Source organism: Sphingomonas sp. 66-10 (assembly GCF_001897045.1).
GTDB lineage: Bacteria > Pseudomonadota > Alphaproteobacteria > Sphingomonadales > Sphingomonadaceae > Sphingomonas > Sphingomonas lycopersici.
The window spans coordinates 17,365-37,373 of sequence record NZ_MKRR01000167.1 but is presented as its reverse complement, the minus strand read 5'-3'; the positions used below and the strand labels follow the sequence as shown (position 1 = coordinate 37,373).

The following is a 20,009-nucleotide window of genomic DNA, read 5'->3' as shown; positions in this document are numbered from 1 at the left end:
CGATGGAGGCGGGGGGATCGACGTTGCGCGATTACGCCCGCCCCGATGGCGAGCTCGGCTATTTCTCCAAACAGTTCGCGGTCTACGGCCGCGAGGGCGAGGCATGCGCTTGCGGGGGAATCGTGGCGCGTTATGCCGAGGGCGGGCGATCGACCTTCTGGTGCCCGAAGTGCCAGCGTGGTTGACCGCGCCGGCATCCCGCGCTAAGGGCGCCGCTTCCAGGGCGAAGGGATTTCCCGGCGCCCTTTTTTCATCGACCAGATTTCGAGGACGTCAATGGCGAACACGCCGCAAGCGAAGAAGCGTATCCGTCGCAACCAGCGCCGGGCCGAAGTCAACGGTGCCCGCGTGGGCCGTATCCGCACCTTCGTGAAGCGGGTCGAAGCCGCGCTCGCCGCCGGCGACAAGACCGCGGCGACCGCCGCGCTGGCCGAAGCGCAGCCGGAACTGGCGCGCGGCGTCGCGCGGGGCGTGCTCCACGGCAATACCGCCAGCCGCAAGTTCTCGCGGCTGACGAAGCGCGTCGCGGCGCTCGCCTAACAGCTTCAGCACTTATTAAGCATAAGGCCCGTCGGATGCGTTCCGGCGGGCCTTATGCTGCGTCTGCGTATTGTCATCAAAGAGTCATGGATTCCCCGCGATTCGCGTGCAGCCATATTTGTGCGTTTTGGAATTCTGGCCTGATTTCAGCTGCTTGTTAAATTTTCGACGGATTTTGGCCGCTCCACGCGAGTCAACTTGTTTATTTCGAGAATGTGTCAGGCATCGGTCTTGATCGACTCACCGGCTTGTTCCTAAACCTCCCCTTGTCGCGCTGGCAGCCGTCGCGCGCCCAGACATTCAGCGTCGTATCCGACCGTGGCAGGGAACCACATCGGGGGACTTTTTTTGGTGGATTTCATGAGCCGTTGCGACACCCGTGTCGCGGCCGGGGGAGGGTTGTGCGTGGCGTTCAATGGTCGATATGCGGTGCAGGAGAGCGAAGCGGCACGGGCCTGGACCCGCGTGCGCGCCAGCCTGCGCGAATCGGCCGGCGCGCGTCTGTTCGAGCAATGGCTGAAGCCGATCGAACTGGTCGAGACGGGTGACGCCGATGCGATTCGGCTGACGCTGCCGTCGGCGTTCATGACCAACTGGGTCCGCAATCATTATGCGGACCGGTTGCTCCACGAATTCCGCGCGATTCTGCCGACGGTGCGCACCGTCGCGATCGAGACCGCGGCGGCGGCCGAAGCGCCGCTGACACTGGTGCCCGCGGTCGCCGCGCCGGCCGCCCCGGCCCCGGCACAGCCGGCCGGCGAGCGCCCGGTACTCGATCCGCGCTTCACCTTCGATCGCTTCGTCGCCGATGCGTCGAACAAGGTCGCGTTCAACGCCGCGCGTGCGCTCGCCGCGCCGGGGCCGGTGCGGTTCAGCCCGTTGTTCCTCCATTCGGGGACCGGGCAGGGCAAGACCCACCTGATGCACGCGATCGCGCATGAATTTCTCGCCGCGCAGCCCGATGCGCGGGTGATGTTCATGTCGGCCGAGCGCTTCATGTTCGATTTCGTCGCCGCGCTGCGCGCCCGCGATACCTTCGCGTTCAAGGCGCGGCTGCGCGGCTGCGATCTGCTGCTGATCGACGATCTGCAGTTCATCGCCGGCAAGGATTCGACGCAGGAAGAATTCTTCCACACCGTCAACGAGATCATGGCGGCGGGCAAAAGGCTGGTGATTTCCGCCGACCGCTGCCCGCAGGCGCTCGACGGGATCGAATCGCGTATCCTGGGGCGGATGGCGATCGGGCTGGTCGCCGATATCAAGACCCCGCCGCTCGAGCTGCGCCGCGCTATCCTCGATCGCAAGCTCGCCGACATGCCCGAAGGGGTGAAGGTGCCCGCCGAGGTGCTCGATCTGCTGGCGGGGCGGATTCGCACCAGCGTGCGCGAGCTCGAAGGCGCGCTCAACCGCGTCATCGCTTATGCCCAGCTCACCGGGGATGCGATCGACCTCGATTTCGCGATCAGCGTGCTCGGCGACGTGCTGCGCGGCGGCCAGCGCCGGATCACGATCGACGAGATCCAGAAGGCGGTCTCGGCGCATTTCGAACTGAAGCCGATCGACCTGGTTTCCGCGCGCCGTGCGCGGGCGGTGGCGCGGCCGCGGCAGATCGCCATGTATCTGGCGAAGCGCCTCACCACGCGCTCGCTGCCGGAGATCGGGCGCAAGTTCGGCGGACGCGATCATTCGACGGTGATCCACGCGGTGCGCCGGATCGAGGAGTTGCGCGACAGCGACAACGATATCGACGGCGCGGTGCGGTTGCTGATGCGGCAGCTCGAAAGCTGAAAATTCACGCCACCCTCACCCCCGGCTTCGTGCGGGGGTGGGGGACCGTGGCGATTTACGCGGCCTGCTGGAATTCCGGGGTGCGGACGGCCTCGCGCGTCACGACCGGGGCGGGGGTGTCCTGGCGAACCGCGGCGCGCTTCGCCTCCGGCGCGAGCAGCCGGCTGACCAGCACGATCAGCCCCATTGCGGCATAGGCCGCCACGACGCCCTCGATGCTGAACACCAGCCCGACCGCCAGCGCGATGCGCAGGATGTTCGGGTGAAAGCCGAAATCGTCGCCGAGGCGGCGGCAGACGCCGAAGATCTCGGGCTTGTCACTGGCGTTCTTGGCGTTGGCAGCGGACATCTTACAGGCTCCAATCGGGTGGCGAAGCGGCGCTTCGCGCTGATGCCCGTTACTCTGCAGGAGCCGTGCCAGATTATTATCTGATTGAAATTCAATGATTTAATTTCGGGGCTTGGCTGACGCGTACGCCCGGCTTGAGGTGTTGCGCCAATAGTTGGCGAATTCCACCAGTATCCCCGCGAAAGCGGGGACCCAGGGCCAAATCAACCGGCGCTATATTGTTTGGCTCTGCGTCCCCGCCTGCGCGGGATACAAGGGCTACGCGACCAGCCCCATCGCTTCCTGCGTGCTGCGCAGCACCGGCGCGGCGAGCGCGCGGGCCTTTTCCGCGCCGCGCGCGAGGATCGCGTCGATTTCGCCGCGATCGCCCAGCAGGCGGAGCATCTCGTCGCGAATCGGGCCGAGCTTGGCCACCGCGAGATCGGCCAGCGCCGGCTTGAACTGGCCGAAGCCCTTGCCGGCGAATTCCGCCACCACATCCTCCGGGGTGCGATCGGCCAAAGCGGCGAAGATCGTGACGAGGTTGCGCGCCTCGGCCCGAACCTCCAGCGCGTCCCACGAATCGGGCAACGGCTCGGGGTCGGTCTTGGCCTTGCGGAACTTGTCAGCGATCGTCTCGTCCGAATCGATCAGCTTGATCAGCGATTGCTCGGACGGGTTGGACTTGGACATCTTGGCCGAGGCGTCGCGCAGGCTCATGATGCGCGGCGCCTTCTTGCTCACCAGCGGCTCGGGCAGGGTGAACAAGTCGCGGCCGTAATCGAGGTTGAACTTGGTCGCGATATCGCGCGCCAGCTCCAGATGCTGCTTCTGATCCTCACCCACCGGTACATGGGTGGCGTTGTAGATCAGCACGTCCGCCGCCATCAGCACCGGATAATCGTACAGCCCGACCGAGGCGCCCTCGCGGTTCTTCCCCGCTTTGTCCTTGAACTGCGTCATGCGGTTGAGCCAGCCGACCCGCGCGACATTGTTGAGCAGCCATGCCAGTTCGCTATGCGCCGGCACGCGCGTCTGGTTGAACAGGATCGAACGCGCGGGATCGATCCCCGCGGCGACCAGGGTCGCGGTCATCTCGATCGTATTGGCGTAGAGATTGGCGGGCTCGATCCACTCGGTCAGCCCGTGGAGGTCGGCGATGAAATACATCGTCTCGCCCCCGGCGGCCTGCACCTCGTCCTTCATCGCCACCCACTGCTTCACCGCGCCAAGATAATTGCCGAGGTGGAGATTGCCGGTGGGCTTGATGCCGGAAACGACGCGCATGTTCTTCCCTTGCTGAGAATTATCGACGGATCAGCCTTCGTGCGTCGGCGAGCCGGAACGCGCCGAACAGGAAGGTCGCCGCCACGTAGACCAGCCCGCCGAGCGCGACCAGCACGAACATCGCCCCCCAGCGTTCGAGGCTCGGCCCGGTGGTATAGGGGCGGAACAGATCGTTGGCGAAATACATCACCCCGCCCATCAGCAGCGCCGCCGCCGCCAGCCGCCACGCGCGGCGGCGGAGTTGCGCATCGGGGGTGAAATGCCCGCGCCGGCGCAATTCGTGCCACAGCATCCAGACGTTGACGGTCGAGGCGAGCGCGGTGGCGAGCGGCGGCCCCATATGTTTGAGCGGGAGGATGAAGGCGAGGTTGAGGATCAGGTTCACCCCGATCGAGATCGTCGCGAAACGCACCGGGGTCCTGGTGTCCTGCCGGGCGTAATAGCCGGGGGTCAGCACCTTGACGAGAATGTAGCTCGGCAGCCCGATCGAGAAAGCGGCGAGCGCCTGCGCGGTCGCGACGGTATCGCCGGGGTTGAACTTGCCGTGCTGGAACAAAGCCGCGACGATCGGCCCGCCGCACACGATCAGCGCGACCGTCGCGGGGAGGGTGAAGAACAGCGCGAGCTCCATGCCCCGGTTCTGCGTTTCCATCGCCGCGGCTTCCTCGCCGCGCCCGAGCTGCGAGGAAATGGTGGGGAGCAGGACGGTGCCGAGCCCGATCCCGATCAACCCGAGCGGCAATTGGTTCAGCCGGTCGGCGAAATAGATGTAGCTCACCGACCCCGCCGACAGCAGGCTCGCGGCCAATGCGGTGGAGATGACGAGGTTGATCTGCACCGCCCCCGCGCCCGCCGCCGCCGGCCAGATCAGCGATAGCAGTTTCTTGACGTCGGGGTTGAGCCGCGGCCAGCGGAAGCGCAGGTGGACCCCGGCGCGGCGGCACGCCCAGGCCAGCCACAACAACTGCAGCGCCCCCGATATCGTCACCGCGATCGCCTGGTTGCGCGCGGTGAACAAGGGCTCGTGGCTGTGGAAGAACAGTAGCGCCGCGATCAGCGTCAGGTTGAGCAGGATCGGCGCCGCCGCCGCGACCCAGAAACGGTGCAGCGAATTGAGAATCCCGCCGAGCAGCGAGACGAGGCTGATCAGCAGCAGATAGGGAAAGGTGATCCGCGACAGCTCGACGGCGAAGGCGAATTGCGCGGGCGTCGCCTCGTTGAACCCGCCCGAGAGCAGCCAGGTCACCGGCCAGGCGGCGATTTCCATAATGATCGTCATCACGATCAGCACGGGGAGCAGCACCGACAGCGCGTCCTCCGCGAAGGTCACCCCGTCGCTTAGGCCGCGCCCCTCGGGGTCGGCGACCTTGCGGTTGAACATCGGGATGAACGCCGCGGAAAACGCGCCTTCGGCGAAAAGCGCGCGAAACATGTTGGGCAGGCGGAATGCGATCAGGAACGCATCCGACGCAAACCCCGCGCCGACGAACCGCGCGAACAGCGAATCGCGCACCAGCCCGAGCACGCGGCTCGCCAGCGTCAGCCCGCCGACCGAGCCGAGCGCGCGGGTCAGGTTCATGCGATCACCAGTCCGCTCAATGCGGCGTCAGGCGTTGCCGACGGTGCCCGTGTCGCCCTGCTGCTCGCGCGCGGCGGCCTGCTGGAGATAGAGGCCGTTGAAATCGACCGGCTCGAGCAGCAGCGGCGGGAAGCCGCCGTCGCGGATCGCATCGGCCACCACCCGGCGCGCGAACGGGAACAGCAGGCGCGGGCCTTCGCCGAGCAGGAACGGCTGGACCGCATCGAGCGGCACGTTGCGCAGCCCGAACAGCCCGGCATAGGAAAGCTCGACGAGGAAGGCGACGGTACCCGCGCTCTCGGCGCGGATCTCGACCTTGAGCGTCACTTCGTGGACGTCCTCGGCCACCTGCTGCGCGCCGATGTCGAACTGCACGTTGATCTCCGGCGCCTGCTGGCTCTGGTAGATCGCCGGGGCGTTCGGGTTCTCGAACGACAGATCCTTAACATATTGCGAGATCAGCCCGACCTGCGGCAGCGTGTCGGCGCCGTTGGGCAGCGGCTCGTTGCCGGTCGTCACGCCATTATCCTGTTCGGCCATCTCGTCCTGTTCCTCAAAAAATGATGCGATGGGGAGCGCTTCCCGCGCCCAAAAAAACGGTGTCCGCGCGCCTAGCAGCAGCATTGCACTGTTTCAACGCCGTGAAAAATTGAATCGCGGGCACATCGCGCCTATGTTGGGCGTTCAGTTAGCGGAGGCCGAGTGTTTTATATTGTCCTTCTCGCGATGGTCGCCGGGTTTCTGGCGTTGCGTCTCTACTCGGTGCTCGGCAAGCGCACCGGGCATGAGCAGCCGTTGCCCAAGCCTGCCGATGTGCCGGCCGGCGCGGTCGCGCGTACCATCGACGTGACCCCGGAAGTGCGCGAAACCGCCGTCCGCCCGATCGAAAGCGGCGCGGAAGCCGGGCTTCGCGCGATCGTCTCCGGCGAACCCGGCTTCGATGTGCCGCGCTTCCTCGAAGGCGCGCAGGCGGCCTATCGCATGATCCTCGAAGCCTTTTGGCGCGGCGACGACAAGGCGCTGGCCGGGCTGGTCGAGCCCGATGTCGCGCATGCCTTCGCCGAATCGATCGCCGCGCGTACCGCGGCGGGCGAGGTGCTGGAGAATCGCCTCGTCTCGATCGAACGCGCGACGATCGTCGGCGCCTCGCTGTCGGGTCGCGACGCGCGGATCACCGTGCGCTTCGACGCCGATATCGCCGCGGTGACCCGCAATGCCGAGGGTCAGGTGATCGCCGGATCGACCAGCGACGCGGTGGAAACCCACGACGTCTGGACCTTCGCCCGGACGCTCAAGAGCGGCGATCCGAACTGGAAGCTCGCGGACACCGACGAAGCTTAAGCGCAGGGTTTGAACCCTAGCCTTAGAAACCCGTCACCCCGGCCTTGAGCCGGGGTCCATCGCGCGGCAAAGGCAGGACAAGAGGTTCCTGCCGCTGTACGTGCGGCATGTGGACCCCGGATCGAGGCCGGGGTGATGTGGGATAAGGGGCAGAGTTGCGTAATGTCGATTGGTCCTGAGGGTAGGGGCGGGATGATCCGTCGCTGGGGGTTCACGCTGGCCGGGGCGCTTGCTTTGTCGGCCTGCGTCGGGGGCGTGGAGCCGCCGCCGCGCCCGGGTAACGTCCGCCCGCCACGCCCGTCGGGCGAATTGCCGGTGCGTCAGCCGACCCCCGCCACCCCGCTGCCGCCGGTGCCGCAGATCGCGACCCCGGGGGCGACGACCGCCGCCACCACCGGCATCGCGCGCGGCCCCGATATCACCTCGCTGCCAATGACGCGGGACGGCGCGGCACAGGCGCTCGCCGCCTTCCGCACGAGTTGCCCCTCGCTGGTGCGACGCGCCGACGTTTCAGGGCTGACGACGGGGGCGGACTGGCAGCCGGCCTGCGCCGCCGCGGCGACGACCGCGCCGGGCGATGCCGCTGCCTTCTTTTCGCGCTGGTTCGAGACCGCGCAGGTCGGTGACGGGCGCGCCTATGCCACGGGCTATTACATCCCCGAGATCGCGGGTTCGCCGACCTATCGCGAGGGCTATGCCCCGATCTATGCCCGCCCCGACGATCTGATCGACGTCGACCTCGGCCTGTTTTCCGACGCGCTCAAGGGCAAGAGCGTCCGCGGCCGCGTCGACGGGACCAAGCTGGTGCCTTATTACGATCGCACCGCGATCGAGCAGGGCGTGCTGCAGGGCCGCGCACGGATCCTCGGTTATGCGGTCGATCCGGTCGAATTCTTCTTCCTCCAGGTGCAGGGATCGGGGCTGGTGCGGATGCCCGACGGGCGCGAGCTGCGCATCGGCTATGATTCGCAGAACGGCCGTGATTACACCGGCATCGGCGCGCTGATGCGGAAACGCGGACTGCTCGGCCCCAACCAGCTGTCGATGCAGGGCATCGTCCAGTGGCTCCACGACAATCCCGAGCAGGGCCGCGCGATCATGCGCGAGAACAAGAGCTTCGTCTTCTTCCGCGTGCTCGACGGGGCACCGGTCGGCGCGCTCGGGCTGCCGGTGGTCGGCGGGGCGACCGTGGCGGCCGATCCGCGCTTCATCCCGCTCGGCGCGCCGGTGTTCCTGTCGATGGATCGCACCGACGCGACCGGTTTATGGGTGGCGCAGGACACCGGGGGCGCGATCAAGGGCGCCAACCGGTTCGACACCTTCTGGGGCATCGGCAACGAGGCGCGGGCGATCGCGGGCGGGATGAGCGCACGCGGCACCGCCTTCCTGCTGCTGCCGGTGGGAACGATCGACCGGGTGCAGCGCGGGGTTGGCAATGCCGGGCCGTCGCCGTCTCGACGCTGAGGAGGCGGCATTATGGGCGCGGGTGAAGGCCAGCGTCCGCCCGCTCCATCCGACAGCAAAGGCCAAAGCCGCGCCGGAGCCCGATCCGGCGCCGGCTTCGGGCAAGCGCCGGGTCGCGACACCGCCCCCGGCGCGCATCATCCCCGCACCGCGCGCGCCGAAGACGCCGCCGGCAAGCGCGGCGACGCTCGACGGCAGCTGGGATCGCCAGATCACGCGCGGCGCGATCCAGCCCGATGCGACACTCGACCTTCACGGCCACACGCTCCGCTCGGCGCATGCGATGCTCGATGCCGGGCTGGAGCGCTCGATCGCGCGCGGCGACCGAGTCCTTCTGCTCGTCACCGGCAAGCCGCCGCGCCCCGAAAGCGAGCGCCCGCATGCGCGCGGCGCGATCCGTGCCGCGGTCGCGGATTGGATCGGCGCCTCGCGTCATGCCGCTGATATTGCTGCCTTACGCAACGCGCATCCGCGCCACGGTGGGAGCGGCGCGCTTTACGTGATCTTCCGCCGACGGCGACCGAAACATTAACCTTTCTGTGCGAGGAATAACCTCTCGCGGCGCAATCCATCGCGTCATCGTTTGAAAGGTTCGGATCGGCGCAATGCAAAGCGTCACGCTGAAGAGTCGCGCGGTCAGATTCGCGTTCTACGCCGGCGGCGTGGCATTCTTCCTGTCGCTGCTCGCCACCGCCAACGGCAATCTTTCGGCGGATTCGTTCGCGCGCGCGCTGATTCCGGCGATCGTCTGCGCGACGATGTGCTGGGCCTCGACCCAGCAGGCGCTCGCCACGACCGCTGAGGCGGTCGACAAGGCGGTCGACCAGCTCGCCGAAGCCGCCGACGGCGCGCTCGACCGGCGCGTGCCCAACGAGATCCGCAGCGCGGTGCCGCAGCTTGCCACCGCGATGGACCGGCTGTTCGGCCAGCTTTCGGACAATATGGAGAATATCCAGCGGCTCGCGCTGTTCGATCCAGTGACCGCGCTGGCCAATCGCACCAATTTCCGCGCCAGCGCCGAACGCGTGCTGGCCGAAGCCGCCGAGCAGCCCGGTGCGCTTTTCTTCATCGATCTCGATCGCTTCAAGAAGGTCAACGACACCCACGGCCACGCCTGTGGCGACATGCTGCTGGCGATGGTCGCGGATCGGCTGCGCGCAGTGGCCGACCGCGCGGTCGCGGTGGTCGATATCGATCGCTACCCGCCGCTGATCGGGCGGCTGGCGGGCGACGAATTCACGATGCTGTTTCCGGTGCTGACCGACCAGCGCGATGCGGGGTGGATCGCCACGCAAGTGCTCGACGCGCTCGCCTCGCCGTTCGCGCTGCCGAGCGGGGAGGTGTCGATCGGCGCGTCGATCGGGATCGCGCTGCGCCCCGATCACGGCTTCACGCTCCACGATCTGATGCGTTCGGCCGATGCCGCGATGTATCACGCCAAATCCGACGGACGCGGGCGGTTCGAATTCTACAGCGAGACGCTGGCGGCGGAACTGGCCGAACGGCTGCGGCTCGATGCCGAGCTGCGCGCGGCGCTCGACAATGACGAATTCATCCTGGTGTTCCAGCCGCAGGTCGCGCTCGCGGCGGGCAAAGTGGTCGCTGCCGAGGCGCTGCTGCGCTGGCAGCATCCGACCGACGGATTGCGACTGCCGGCGACCTTCATCGGCCGTGCCGAAGAGAGCGGGCTGATGATCGAGATCGGCGACTGGGCGATCGGGCGTGTCGCGCGGACGATCGCGCAATGGGCGGCGCTGGGGGTGGAAACGCGGCTGGCGGTCAACATCAGCGCGCGGCAGATCGATCGGGTCGATTTCCTCCTGCGGCTCCATGCCGCGATGCGCGAAGCGGGGGCGCCGGGGCGGCTACTCGAACTAGAAATGAACGAAACCGTCGCGGCGCACGCCCGCACCGATGCGATCGCCGCGATCTCGATGTTGCGTGAGGACGGCGCGAAGATCGCGATCGACGGCTTCGGCACCGGGCTGTCGAGCGTCGCGCGGCTGCGGCAATTGCCGATCGACCGGATCAAGCTCGATCGCAGCCTGATCGCGACGATCACCACCGATTCCTCGACCCGGCTGATCGCCGGTGCCTTGGTCGGGCTGATCCACGGGCTCGGGTGCGAGGCGGTGGCCGAGGGGGTGGAAACCCCCGCGCAAGTCGATCTGCTGCGCGTCATCGGGTGCGACGCGGTGCAGGGCTTCGGGATCGCGCGGCCGATGGCTGAGGTGGATTTCCTCGCCTGGTCGGCGGCGCTGGGCGGCCGCGCGCCGGAGATCAGGCGCGCGTCGCTCGCGTGATGATATCGGCGTAGATATCGGTCAGCGCGGCGAGATCGTCGATCGCCACCGCCTCGTCGAGCTTGTGCATCGTCGCATTGATTAGCCCGAATTCGACCACCGGGCAGATCGCCGAAATGAACCGCGCGTCGGACGTGCCGCCGGTCGTCGACAGCGCCGGGGTGATGCCGGTGCGTGCGAGCACCGCCGCCGAAACCATCGCCGACAGCGCGCCCGGCTCGGTGAGGAATGCCTCGCCCGAGATGCGCGCCTCGACCTTCGCCGTCGGGGCGTGGGCGTGGACGGTGCGTTCGATCAGCCGCACCAGATCGGGGCCGTGCTGCTCGTCGTTGAAGCGGATCGACAGCCGCGCCGTGGCGCGCGCCGGGATCACATTGGTCGCGGGGTTGCCGACGGTGATGTCGGTCACCTCGATGTTCGAGGGCTGGAACCAGTCATTGCCGTGATCGAGCGTGATCGCATCGATCGCCGCCAGCGCCGCGACCAGCTTGGGGATCGGATTGTCGGCAAGCTGCGGATAGGCGACATGCCCCTGCCGGCCGGGCACCTCGATCCAGATGTTGACCGACCCGCGCCGCCCGATCTTGAGCGTATCGCCGAGCCGGTCGGCCGAGGTCGGTTCGCCGACGAGGCACAGATCGGGCTTGAGCCCGCGTTCGGCCAGCCGATCGAGGATCGCGCGGGTGCCGTAGATCGCCGGGCCTTCCTCGTCGCCGGTGAGCAACAGGCTGACGATCCCGTCGCTCGGGGTGCGTGCGGCGGCGGCGATGAAGGCGGCGATCGCGCCCTTCATGTCGACCGCGCCGCGCCCGTGGAGCAGATCGCCGCGGATCTCGGGGGAGAAGGCGCCCGAGGTCCAGCCCTCGCCCGGCGGCACCACGTCGAGATGGCCGGCGAAGGCGAAGTGCGTGCCGCCGGTGCCGCGCACCGCGATCATATTCTCGACCGGCCCGTCGGGCGCCTCGCCGACCGTGAAGCGATCGACCGCGAAGCCGAGCGGGGCGAGCAGCGCTTCCACCGTGTCGAACACATGGCCGGTGGCGGGCGTCACGCTCTCGCAGGCGATCAAAGCTTCGGCGAGGGCGACCGGATCGGTTAGGGTAGCGGGCATCTTCATGGGAGGCCTCCTTGCCCAAGCTCGATCTCGATACAATCCCGCAGACCAATGCGACCGGCTATCCGCCCGAATATGCTGCGGCGGTGCAGGGGCGCTGGTATCGCCGGCTGGCCCCCGCCGCCGGGCTGGCGGACTTCGGCGTCAGCCATGTCGTGCTCAAGCCCGGGGCGTGGTCGTCGCAGCGCCATTGGCATGAGGGCGAGGACGAAATCGTCGTGATGCTGGCGGGCGAGGCGGTGCTGGTGGACGATTCGGGGGAAACGATCATGCGCCCGGGCGATATCGCCGCCTTTCCCAAGGGGGACGGCAACGGGCATGTGCTGCAGAACCGCGGCGCGGCGGATTGCGTGTTCGTCGCGGTCGGGCGGCCGTCGGAAACCGACTGCCATTATCCCGATATCGACATGCATCTGTTCGAAGGGGAGGGATTCCGGCGGAAGGACGGGCGCGAGTTCTAGCGAACGGGGAGAGGGAAACCTGTGTTGCCTCAACCCGTCGCAGGCTGTTCGAACTTCTCGATCACCCATTCCTCCTCCTGCGCGGCGGCGATCCAGTCCTGCATGAAGGGGTGGTTGAGCACCGCCTCGACATAGCCGGTGGCGAAACGCGCGACGGGCAGCGAATAGGTCACGATCCGGGTGCAGACCGGGGCGAACATGATGTCCGCCGCGCCGAAGGTGCCGAACAGGAAATCCCCGTCGCCGCCGAATCGCGCCCGCGCCTGCGCCCACAATTCCATGATCCGCGTGAGATCGGCGATCACCTCGTCCGACGGTCGCTTGGGCGGATAGACCTGGCGGATGTTCATCCCATGCTCGCGGCGCAGCGGGGCGAAGCTCGAATGCATCTCGGCCGCCATCGACCGCGCCATTGCGCGCGCGGCATTGTCTTCGGGCCAGAATTTCTCGCGCCCGACCTTGTCGGCAAGATATTCGATGATCGCCAGGCTGTCCCACACCACGGCGTCGTCGTCCCACAGGATCGGCACCTTGCCCGATGAGGGCGCGAATTCGTCGCCCTCGCGGCGCTGATCCCACTCCTGATCGTAGAGCGGGACGACCATTTCCTCGAAAAGCAGCCCCGACTGGCGGCAGGCGAGCCAGCCACGCAGCGACCACGACGAATAGGCCTTGTTGCCGATGATGAGCTTCATGCGCCGCTGCCCGTTTCTGGTTCGAGGTTACGGACCAAGCGATAGGGAAGGGCGGGGGGGTGGGGCAAGCCCCTCGCCCGGCAGGCGGGCAAAGTTCACGAAGTTCACACGAGTGGCGGTCGCGGCCGTTCTCGTGAAGTCTATAATTTGTGTAGTTAAAACAGAGGCTTAATTTCAACGCCGTCGTTCCCGCGAAGGCGGGAATCCATTGTCGCTGTCGGTGCGATTCTATCGCAGGGCCTGCCTGAATGGATGCCCGCCTTCGCGGGGATGACGACGGGTACGAGAACGCGAAAAGCTTAGCCGATCGCTTCGATCACCGCCGCGCGCAATTCGGGGATGCCCATCCCGCCCTCCGACGAGGTGGCGATGATCTCCGGATGCGCCGCGGGGTGTTTGCGCGCCTCGGTCGCGGTCTGGTCGAGCACCGCGGCGAGATCGGTCGCCTTTACCTTGTCGGCCTTGGTCAGCACGAGGCGATAGCTCACCGCCGCCTTGTCGAGCATCTCGAGGATCTCGCGGTCGACTTCCTTGATGCCGTGGCGGCTGTCGATCAGCACCAGCGCGCGCTTCAGCGCCTGACGACCACGCAGGAAGTCGTTCACCAGGAAGCGCCACTTCTTGACCATGTCCTTCGGCGCCTTGGCGAAGCCGTATCCCGGCATGTCGACCAGCCGGAACACCGGCGGGGTGCCGATATCGAAGAAGTTGAGCTCCTGCGTCCGCCCCGGCGTCACCGAGGTGCGCGCCAGCGCCTTGCGCCCGGTGAGCGCGTTGATCAGCGAGGATTTGCCGACGTTCGATCGCCCCGCGAACGCCACTTCCGGCGCGACCGGATCGGGCAGGAATTGCAGCGCGGGGGCCGATTTGAGGAACTCGATCGGGCCGGCGAAGATCTTCCGCGCAGCCTCGATCGCGTCGGCGTCGAAGGTATCCGTCACTTGGCGGGCGCCTCCAGCAACGCCGGATGACGCGCATAGAGCAGGCGCTGCTGGATGATCGTGATGATGTTGGAGGTGATCCAATACACCTGCAGCCCCACCGCGAACGGCGCCATCACGAACATCAGCACCCAGGGCATCAGCGCGAAGACCTGCTTCTGCGTCTCGTCCATCGGGGTCGGGTTCAGCTTGAACTGGAAGTACATGCTGATGCCCAGGATGATCGGGATCACGCCGATCGCCAGGAAGTGCGGCGGGGTGAAGTTGAGCAGCCCGAACAGATTGAGCGGGGTCAGCGGATCGGGCGCCGACAGATCCTTGATCCACGCGACGAACGGCTGGTGACGCATTTCGATCGTCAGCATCAGCACCTTGTACAGCGCGTAGAAGATCGGGATCTGCAACAGGGTGGGGAGGCAGCCCGCGAGCGGGTTGACCTTCTCCGACTTGTACAGCGCCATGATTTCCTGCTGCTGGCGCGGCTTGTCGTCCTTGTAGCGCTCCTGGATCGCCTTCATCTTCGGCTGGATCGCGCGCATGTGCGCCATCGAGGCATATTGCCGTTGCGCGATCGGGAAGACGAGCGCGCGGATCGTGAAGGTCAACAGGATGATCGCAACGCCGAAGTTGCCGATCATGCGGAACAGCCAGTCGAGATAATAGAAGATCGGCTTTTCGACGAGGCGGAACCAGCCCCAGTCGATCGCGTAATCGAGCTTGGTCGCGCCTTCCTTGTCGGTGTAGCGATCGAGCAGCTTCACTTCCTTCGCCCCGGCGAAGAAGCGCGCGGTCTGGGTGATCTGGCGACCCGGCGGGAGAAGCTGCGGCGCAGCGGTGTAATCGGCCTGATAGGTCTTGGCGTTGCCCGCGCGGAACTGGCCGTCGAAGCTGCGCGCCTGATCGGGGAGCAGCGCGGTCAGCCAATATTTGTCGGTGAAGCCGAGCCAGCCGCCGGTCGTCGTGAACTTCTGCGGCGCGGCGTCCACATCTTTGAAATTAGGCGAATAATTCGCGCTGCCATTGGCGACCGACATCGGCCCGGTGTGGATCGTCCAGCTATCGGGATCCTTCGACACGCCGGCACGGTTGACGAGGCCATATGTTGCCACCGGCACCGGCGCCTGCCCGCCGTTGGCCACCGTCTGCTTGACGGTGAACATATAATCCTTGTCGACCGAAAGCTCGATCTGGAAGCGCTGGCCCTTGGCGTTGGCGGCGGTGAGCGTCACCGGCTTGCCCGGCGCGAGCACCGGCGACGAGGCGGTCCAGACGGTTTCGGCGGCGGGCGGCGCGAGGCCGTCGTCGCGCCACCCGAACGCTGCGAAATAAGCGTCGGTGGTGCCGGCCGGCGACAGGAGGCGGACGGGCGCCGAATCCTTGGCGATCGTGTCCTTGTAATTCTTGAGCACCAGATCGTCGATCCGCGCGCCCTTCAGGTTGATCGAGCCTTGCAACGTCGGCGTGTCGATCTTCACCCGCGGGCTTTCGCCGATCACGAGGTTGCGGTCGCGGATCGCGCCCGGCGCGTCGGCGGTCGCCGCGGCCTTGCCCTGCACGACCTCGGTCTTGCCGCCCTCGATCTTCGTCACCGGCGGGTTGGCCGTCGGGAAGAAACGGTTCTGGATCAGCGGCCAGCCGAACAGGATCAGCGCCGCAACCACCGCGAACAGCACGAAATTCTTGTTGTCTTCGGTCACGTCAGATCCTGTTTACGGCTGTCCAGTTTACGGGACGGGGTCATAGCCATGCCCGCCCCACGGATGGCAGCGCGCGATGCGTTTCGCCGCGAGCCAGCTTCCGCGCGCCGCTCCATAGCGGCGAAGCGCCTCAATTGCATAGGCCGAACACGAAGGTTGATAGCGGCAGGTGGGCGGCATCACCGCCGACGGCCCGATCTGCCAGGCGCGCGCGACGAGGATGAGCGCGCGAGCAATCATCGCCGCTGCGCCTTGGCCAGCGCCTTGGCCAGCTCGTCGCGCAGGGTGGCATAAGGGCGTTCGACGCCGCCCTGCCGCCCGATCAGCACATGATCCGCGCCGCCGATGCCGCCTGCCGGCAGCAGCTCGCGGGCGAGCGCGCGCAGGCGGCGCTTCATGCGGTTGCGCACCACCGCATTGCCGATCTTCTTGGTCACGGTGAAACCGACGCGGACCGTCTCATCGCCGTCGCCACGCGGGCGGACAAGCAAGACAAAGCCGGGCATCGGCACGCGACGCCCGGCGTTGACGGCAAGAAATTCGGATCGCTTGGTGAGCCGCGCGAGAGTCTGTTTGGCAAATGCGGTTTCACCGCCTTTGCGTGCGGCACCGGCCCGCTCCCCCTCTCGGCCACCCATCGGTATCATGACTGGGTGGCCGGGAGGGGGAGCGGGCCGGTGCCGCCCCCAATCAAATGACTCAGGCCGACAGCTTCTTGCGGCCGCGCGCGCGGCGCGCCCGGATCACCGCACGACCGCCCACCGTCGCCATCCGCGCACGGAAGCCGTGACGGCGTGCGCGCACCAGGTTGCTCGGCTGAAAGGTCCGCTTCATCGTTCATTCCCGAATCTGAAAAACTAAAGGCCGTCACGTAAGGACGGCCCGAACGGGTCGCCGCATAGGCCAATGACGGGGCCAAGTCAACGCGAGTGCGCCCGTCGTTCCGCGCGGCGCTGGTCTTTGCCATTATCGTTCGCCTGGCTCTTGGCACGTGCATGGCGGCGCAACGCGCTCCGCCGCCGCATCGTGCGGTCGACGAGATGCCCGACGCGCGGCCAGCGGCGCTTGAGTCGCGCCCAGCGCACCTGTGCCCAGCGCGAGTTGCGCAGAATCAGCACCATCCCGCCTGCGAACAGAAAGACTCCACCCGGCCCGGGCAACGGCCCCATCACCGCCGCCCCGATCAGCAGCAGCACGCCGAGCGTGAGCTGGATGATACGCGAAACCGGGTGACGCTGAGACATAGGGAGCATTTGGGACAGCTCGTTGAGGATCGCAAGGCGAGGAAAGGATGGTTTCGGTTGGTGAACGAGCCAGTATGAATGATCGCTGAGGGGCGTGGTGGGGCCGAGCCGACCCGTCACCCCGGCCTTGTTGGGGGAGTGGCATGGCAGCAATCGTCGCGACGGTGGCGTATCTCGGGCTCGAGGCGCGCGGGGTGGAGGTGCAGGTGCAGCTCATCCCCGGGCTCCCCGCGTTCAACCTCGTCGGGCTGGCGGACAAGGCGGTCGCGGAAAGCCGCGAGCGGGTGCGCGGGGCGATCGCGGCGATGGGGCTGGCGTTGCCGCCCAAAAGGATCGCGGTGAACCTGTCGCCGGCCGACCTCCCCAAAGAAGGGTCGCATTTCGATCTGCCGATCGCGCTGGGGCTGCTCGCCGCAATGGGGGTGGTCGATGCCGAGGCGCTCGCCGATTATGTCGTGGTCGGCGAACTGGCGCTCGACGGGCGGCTCGCGCCGTCGCCGGGCGTGCTGCTTGCCGCGCTGCACGCCGCGGAGACGGGACGGGGGCTGATCTGCCCGGCGGCGCAGGGGGCGGAGGCGGCGTGGAGCGGATCGATCGAGGTGGTCGCCGCGCCCGACCTGATCGCGCTGATCAACCACTTGAAAGGCCGGCAATTGCTCGCCGCGCCGCCGCCCGGCGCGGTGGAGGAGGCGCACACCGGCCCCGATCTGGCGCAGGTGAAGGGGCAGGAGGTCGCGCGGCGCGCGCTGGAGATCGCGGCGGCCGGTGGGCATAATCTGCTGTTCGTCGGGCCGCCGGGGGCGGGGAAATCGCTGATGGCGGCGTGCCTGCCGGGGATCCTCCCGCCGCTCGACGCGAGCGAGGCGCTGGAGGTGAGCATGGTGCAATCGGTCGCCGGCACCTTGTCCGGCGGCCGGCTGACCCGCGTGCGGCCATTCCGTGCGCCCCACCACAGCGCGTCGATGGCGGCGCTGACCGGGGGCGGATTGCGGGTGAAGCCGGGAGAGGTGAGCCTTGCGCATCTCGGGGTGCTGTTCCTCGACGAATTGCCCGAATTCCAGCGGGCGGTGCTCGATTCGCTGCGCCAGCCGCTCGAATCGGGAACCGTGAGCGTCGCGCGCGCCAATGCGCATGTCACCTTTCCGGCGCGGGTGCAGCTCGTCGCCGCGATGAACCCGTGCCGCTGCGGGCATTTGGGGGACGCCGGCCTCGCGTGCGCGCGCGCGCCGCGATGCGCGGCGGACTATCAGGCCAAGGTCTCGGGGCCGTTGCTCGATCGGATCGATCTGCATGTCGAAGTGACAGCGCTGACCGCGATCGACCTCGTTTCGCCGAGGGCGGCGGAGAGCTCCGCCGAGGTGGCGGCGCGCGTCGCGGCGGCGCGCGCGGTGCAGGCCGCGCGCTATCGCGGCGAGGCCGCGCGGACCAATGCCGAGGCGGACGGCGCGGTGCTGGAGCAAAGCGCGACGCCCGACGAGGCGGGGCGCGCCTTGCTGGCGCAAGCGGCCGAGGCGATGCGGCTTTCGGCGCGAGGCTATACGCGGGTGTTGCGCGTGGCGCGGACGATCGCCGATCTTGCTGGCGCAGCGCAGGTGGGGCGGGGGCATATTGCCGAGGCGCTGAGCTACCGTCGGCAACCGCCGCGCAATTGAGCCCCTTCGTCATTCCCGCGAAGGCGGGAATCCATTGGCGCTGAGGGCGCGATTCTATCGTCAGACCTGTGTGAATGGATTCCCGCCTTCGCGGGAATGACGGGAAAAGGAATCGAGCGCATTGCCAGAGAAACGTCGAGGAACCCGATCCATGCAGATTCGCCCCGCCACCGCCGCCGACGCCCCCGCGATCTGGTCGATCATCCGCCCGACGATCCGCGCCGGCGAGACCTATACGCTCGATCGCGCGATGCCGGAGGCCGAGGCGCTGGCCTATTGGCTCGCGGCGGACAAGGACACGTTCGTCGTCGAGGATGAGACGGGCGCGCTGCTCGGCACCTATTATGTCCGCGCCAATCAGGCCGGGGGCGGGGCGCATGTCGCCAATTGCGGCTATATGACCGCCGCCGCAGCGACCGGCCGCGGCGTCGCGCGGGCGATGTGCGCGCATTCGATCGATCACGCCAAGGCGCGCGGCTATCGCGCGATCCAGTTCAATTTCGTCGTCAGCACCAACGAACGCGCGGTGCGATTGTGGGAATCGTTCGGCTTTGCGGTCGTCGGGCGGCTGCCGGGGGCGTTCGCGCACCCGACGCACGGCTTCGTCGACGCGCTGGTGATGTTCCGCACCCTCTGATCAGGCGGCGGTCACCGGCTTCCCGACATCGAGCTTCTCGCCGCGCGTCACGATCACCGTGTCGCCGAGCTTGACCGCCTCGAAGAGCTTCTTCGCAAAGGCGGTGGGCACGCCGATGCAGCCGTGGGTCATATAGCCGTCGCGCACCTCGCTGGCGTGGATCGAGATGCCGTCGTTGGTCAGCCGGAGCATATAGGGCATCGGCGCGTCGTAGATATTGGAGACGTGCGTCGCGTCCTTCTGGGTGATCGGATAGACCCCGGTCGGGGTCGGCTTGGCATCGGCGCCGTAGAGCACCGCCGCGGTGCCGATCTCATAGCCGTCGCGGAAGATGCTGATCACCTGCGCGGCGAGATCGACGGTGACGATCACCCGGCCCGTGCTGGGCGCGCCGGCTTCGTCCCAGTGGAACTCGCCCATATGCATCGCGCCCTTGATCGGAAGGACGCGCTTGATCGTATAGGCGGCAGACGCGGCTTCGTCTTGGTGCGGCAATTTCGTCACCGGCGGCACCACCCGCGAGACGAGGACGTGCGCCGGCACGGGCCGCGTCGCGGCGATCGTCACCGAGGTCGCCGCGCACATCGCGGCCACGCCGAGCGCAAGATAGGAGGGGTGGAGCATCCCGCCGCTCATAGCGCCCGAGACGTTGCCATTCCGCTACCGGCGCGTCACGCCCCGGCGTCGGTGAGCCGGGTGAGCTGGTCGCGCGTGAGCGTCAGCGTCGTCGCCGGCATCAGCTCGGCGAGCTGCGCCGCGCTGGTCGCGCTGGCGATCGGCGCGGTGACGCCGGGTTGCGCGATCAGCCAGGCGAGTGCGATCTGCGCCAGCGTCGCGCCGCTTTCCGCCGCGACCGCGTCCATCGCGTCGAGCACCTTGCGCCCCTTGCCCTCGAGCAATTCGCCCATCCGCCCGCCGCGCACGCTTTTGCCGAGATC

Annotated in this window: 24 protein-coding genes; 10 read left to right on the top strand and 14 right to left on the bottom strand. The window is 67.4% G+C overall.

Going from position 1 to position 20,009, the window contains the following annotated elements:
• The 3 genes from BGN95_RS26250 to dnaA form a co-directional block, all read left to right on the top strand.
• Nucleotides 1-185, top strand: a 185-nt coding sequence (locus tag BGN95_RS26250; protein WP_286774529.1) for a zinc finger domain-containing protein, incomplete at its 5' end; no start/stop codon positions are given.
• 91 nt (nucleotides 186-276) lie between these two features.
• A complete protein-coding gene (rpsT, locus tag BGN95_RS26245; protein ID WP_179511282.1) occupies nucleotides 277-540 on the top strand; it encodes a 30S ribosomal protein S20 in 264 nt (87 codons plus the stop codon).
• Between the two features lie 399 nt (nucleotides 541-939).
• Nucleotides 940-2,328: a chromosomal replication initiator protein DnaA gene (gene dnaA, locus BGN95_RS26240; protein ID WP_432423403.1), complete on the top strand. Its 1,389-nt coding sequence runs from the start codon at nucleotides 940-942 to the stop codon at nucleotides 2,326-2,328.
• Between the two features lie 55 nt (nucleotides 2,329-2,383).
• Here the strand turns inward: dnaA and BGN95_RS26235 are convergent, their stop codons facing one another.
• The 4 genes from BGN95_RS26235 to secB all read right to left on the bottom strand — a co-directional run bounded on the left by BGN95_RS26235 (nucleotide 2,384) and on the right by secB (nucleotide 6,062).
• Nucleotides 2,384-2,677 carry a PspC domain-containing protein gene (locus tag BGN95_RS26235; RefSeq protein WP_265269777.1) on the bottom strand — a complete coding sequence of 98 codons (294 nt, stop codon included), beginning with the start codon at nucleotides 2,675-2,677 and terminating at the stop codon, nucleotides 2,384-2,386.
• Between the two features lie 258 nt (nucleotides 2,678-2,935).
• Entirely contained in the window at nucleotides 2,936-3,943 is a 1,008-nt protein-coding gene (trpS, locus tag BGN95_RS26230) for a tryptophan--tRNA ligase (RefSeq protein ID WP_286774528.1), read from the bottom strand.
• A 19-nt stretch (nucleotides 3,944-3,962) separates the two neighbouring features.
• Nucleotides 3,963-5,522, bottom strand: a complete 1,560-nt coding sequence (gene murJ, locus BGN95_RS26225) for a murein biosynthesis integral membrane protein MurJ (protein ID WP_286774527.1) — start codon at nucleotides 5,520-5,522, stop codon at nucleotides 3,963-3,965.
• A gap of 27 nt (nucleotides 5,523-5,549) precedes the next feature.
• Nucleotides 5,550-6,062 carry a protein-export chaperone SecB gene (gene secB / locus BGN95_RS26220; protein ID WP_265269783.1) on the bottom strand — a complete coding sequence of 171 codons (513 nt, stop codon included), beginning with the start codon at nucleotides 6,060-6,062 and terminating at the stop codon, nucleotides 5,550-5,552.
• Between the two features lie 162 nt (nucleotides 6,063-6,224).
• On the opposite strand from secB, the gene BGN95_RS26215 reads away from it, so the two are divergent.
• The 4 genes from BGN95_RS26215 (at nucleotide 6,225) to BGN95_RS26200 (ending at nucleotide 10,630) form a co-directional block, all read left to right on the top strand.
• Nucleotides 6,225-6,863 carry a Tim44/TimA family putative adaptor protein gene (locus tag BGN95_RS26215; protein WP_265312905.1) on the top strand — a complete coding sequence of 213 codons (639 nt, stop codon included), beginning with the start codon at nucleotides 6,225-6,227 and terminating at the stop codon, nucleotides 6,861-6,863.
• A gap of 192 nt (nucleotides 6,864-7,055) precedes the next feature.
• Nucleotides 7,056-8,327 (top strand): murein transglycosylase A, encoded by a 1,272-nt coding sequence (gene mltA, locus BGN95_RS26210; protein WP_286774526.1) that lies wholly within the window; start codon nucleotides 7,056-7,058, stop codon nucleotides 8,325-8,327.
• Complete coding sequence (locus BGN95_RS26205; RefSeq protein WP_265312904.1) at nucleotides 8,299-8,859, top strand: Smr/MutS family protein; 561 nt, start codon at nucleotides 8,299-8,301, stop codon at nucleotides 8,857-8,859. The genes mltA and BGN95_RS26205 overlap by 29 nt, the downstream gene beginning before the upstream one ends.
• A 73-nt stretch (nucleotides 8,860-8,932) precedes the next feature.
• Nucleotides 8,933-10,630: a putative bifunctional diguanylate cyclase/phosphodiesterase gene (locus tag BGN95_RS26200; protein ID WP_265312903.1), complete on the top strand. Its 1,698-nt coding sequence runs from the start codon at nucleotides 8,933-8,935 to the stop codon at nucleotides 10,628-10,630.
• Here BGN95_RS26200 and dapE read toward each other — a convergent pair.
• Nucleotides 10,608-11,747 (bottom strand): succinyl-diaminopimelate desuccinylase, encoded by a 1,140-nt coding sequence (gene dapE, locus BGN95_RS26195; protein ID WP_286774525.1) that lies wholly within the window; start codon nucleotides 11,745-11,747, stop codon nucleotides 10,608-10,610. The genes BGN95_RS26200 and dapE overlap by 23 nt on opposite strands.
• A gap of 11 nt (nucleotides 11,748-11,758) precedes the next feature.
• Between dapE and BGN95_RS26190 the strand changes: the two genes are divergently transcribed.
• Nucleotides 11,759-12,205: a cupin domain-containing protein gene (locus BGN95_RS26190; protein WP_265269793.1), complete on the top strand. Its 447-nt coding sequence runs from the start codon at nucleotides 11,759-11,761 to the stop codon at nucleotides 12,203-12,205.
• A gap of 29 nt (nucleotides 12,206-12,234) precedes the next feature.
• On the opposite strand, the gene BGN95_RS26185 is transcribed toward BGN95_RS26190, so the two are convergent.
• The 7 genes from BGN95_RS26185 to BGN95_RS26155 form a co-directional block, all read right to left on the bottom strand.
• Entirely contained in the window at nucleotides 12,235-12,900 is a 666-nt protein-coding gene (locus BGN95_RS26185) for a glutathione S-transferase family protein (RefSeq protein WP_265269795.1), read from the bottom strand.
• 299 nt (nucleotides 12,901-13,199) lie between these two features.
• Nucleotides 13,200-13,841, bottom strand: a complete 642-nt coding sequence (gene yihA / locus BGN95_RS26180) for a ribosome biogenesis GTP-binding protein YihA/YsxC (RefSeq protein WP_265269796.1) — start codon at nucleotides 13,839-13,841, stop codon at nucleotides 13,200-13,202.
• Nucleotides 13,838-15,538, bottom strand: coding sequence for a membrane protein insertase YidC (yidC, locus tag BGN95_RS26175; protein ID WP_265312901.1), 1,701 nt, complete (start codon nucleotides 15,536-15,538; stop codon nucleotides 13,838-13,840). The genes yihA and yidC overlap by 4 nt, the downstream gene beginning before the upstream one ends.
• A 27-nt stretch (nucleotides 15,539-15,565) precedes the next feature.
• Nucleotides 15,566-15,778 (bottom strand): membrane protein insertion efficiency factor YidD, encoded by a 213-nt coding sequence (yidD, locus tag BGN95_RS26170; protein WP_265269798.1) that lies wholly within the window; start codon nucleotides 15,776-15,778, stop codon nucleotides 15,566-15,568.
• Nucleotides 15,775-16,044 carry a ribonuclease P protein component gene (gene rnpA / locus BGN95_RS26165; protein ID WP_432423313.1) on the bottom strand — a complete coding sequence of 90 codons (270 nt, stop codon included), beginning with the start codon at nucleotides 16,042-16,044 and terminating at the stop codon, nucleotides 15,775-15,777. The genes yidD and rnpA overlap by 4 nt, the downstream gene beginning before the upstream one ends.
• A 193-nt stretch (nucleotides 16,045-16,237) precedes the next feature.
• Complete coding sequence (gene rpmH / locus BGN95_RS26160; protein ID WP_028056723.1) at nucleotides 16,238-16,372, bottom strand: 50S ribosomal protein L34; 135 nt, start codon at nucleotides 16,370-16,372, stop codon at nucleotides 16,238-16,240.
• A gap of 86 nt (nucleotides 16,373-16,458) precedes the next feature.
• On the bottom strand, nucleotides 16,459-16,791 hold the full coding sequence (locus tag BGN95_RS26155) for a hypothetical protein (RefSeq protein ID WP_265269814.1): 333 nt from the start codon (nucleotides 16,789-16,791) through the stop codon (nucleotides 16,459-16,461).
• A gap of 134 nt (nucleotides 16,792-16,925) precedes the next feature.
• Here BGN95_RS26155 and BGN95_RS26150 point away from each other — a divergent pair, with 134 nt between their 5' ends.
• Nucleotides 16,926-18,434: a YifB family Mg chelatase-like AAA ATPase gene (locus BGN95_RS26150; RefSeq protein ID WP_286774524.1), complete on the top strand. Its 1,509-nt coding sequence runs from the start codon at nucleotides 16,926-16,928 to the stop codon at nucleotides 18,432-18,434.
• Nucleotides 18,435-18,585: 151 nt separating this feature from the next.
• A complete protein-coding gene (locus BGN95_RS26145) occupies nucleotides 18,586-19,071 on the top strand; it encodes a GNAT family N-acetyltransferase (RefSeq protein WP_265312898.1) in 486 nt (161 codons plus the stop codon).
• Here BGN95_RS26145 and BGN95_RS26140 read toward each other — a convergent pair whose 3' ends face one another.
• Both BGN95_RS26140 and BGN95_RS26135 read right to left on the bottom strand, forming a co-directional pair.
• Nucleotides 19,072-19,707, bottom strand: coding sequence for a L,D-transpeptidase family protein (locus tag BGN95_RS26140; RefSeq protein ID WP_265269816.1), 636 nt, complete (start codon nucleotides 19,705-19,707; stop codon nucleotides 19,072-19,074).
• Nucleotides 19,708-19,742: 35 nt separating this feature from the next.
• Nucleotides 19,743-20,009 (bottom strand): aldo/keto reductase (locus tag BGN95_RS26135; protein ID WP_286774523.1); only part of this gene is annotated, 267 nt, incomplete at its 5' end.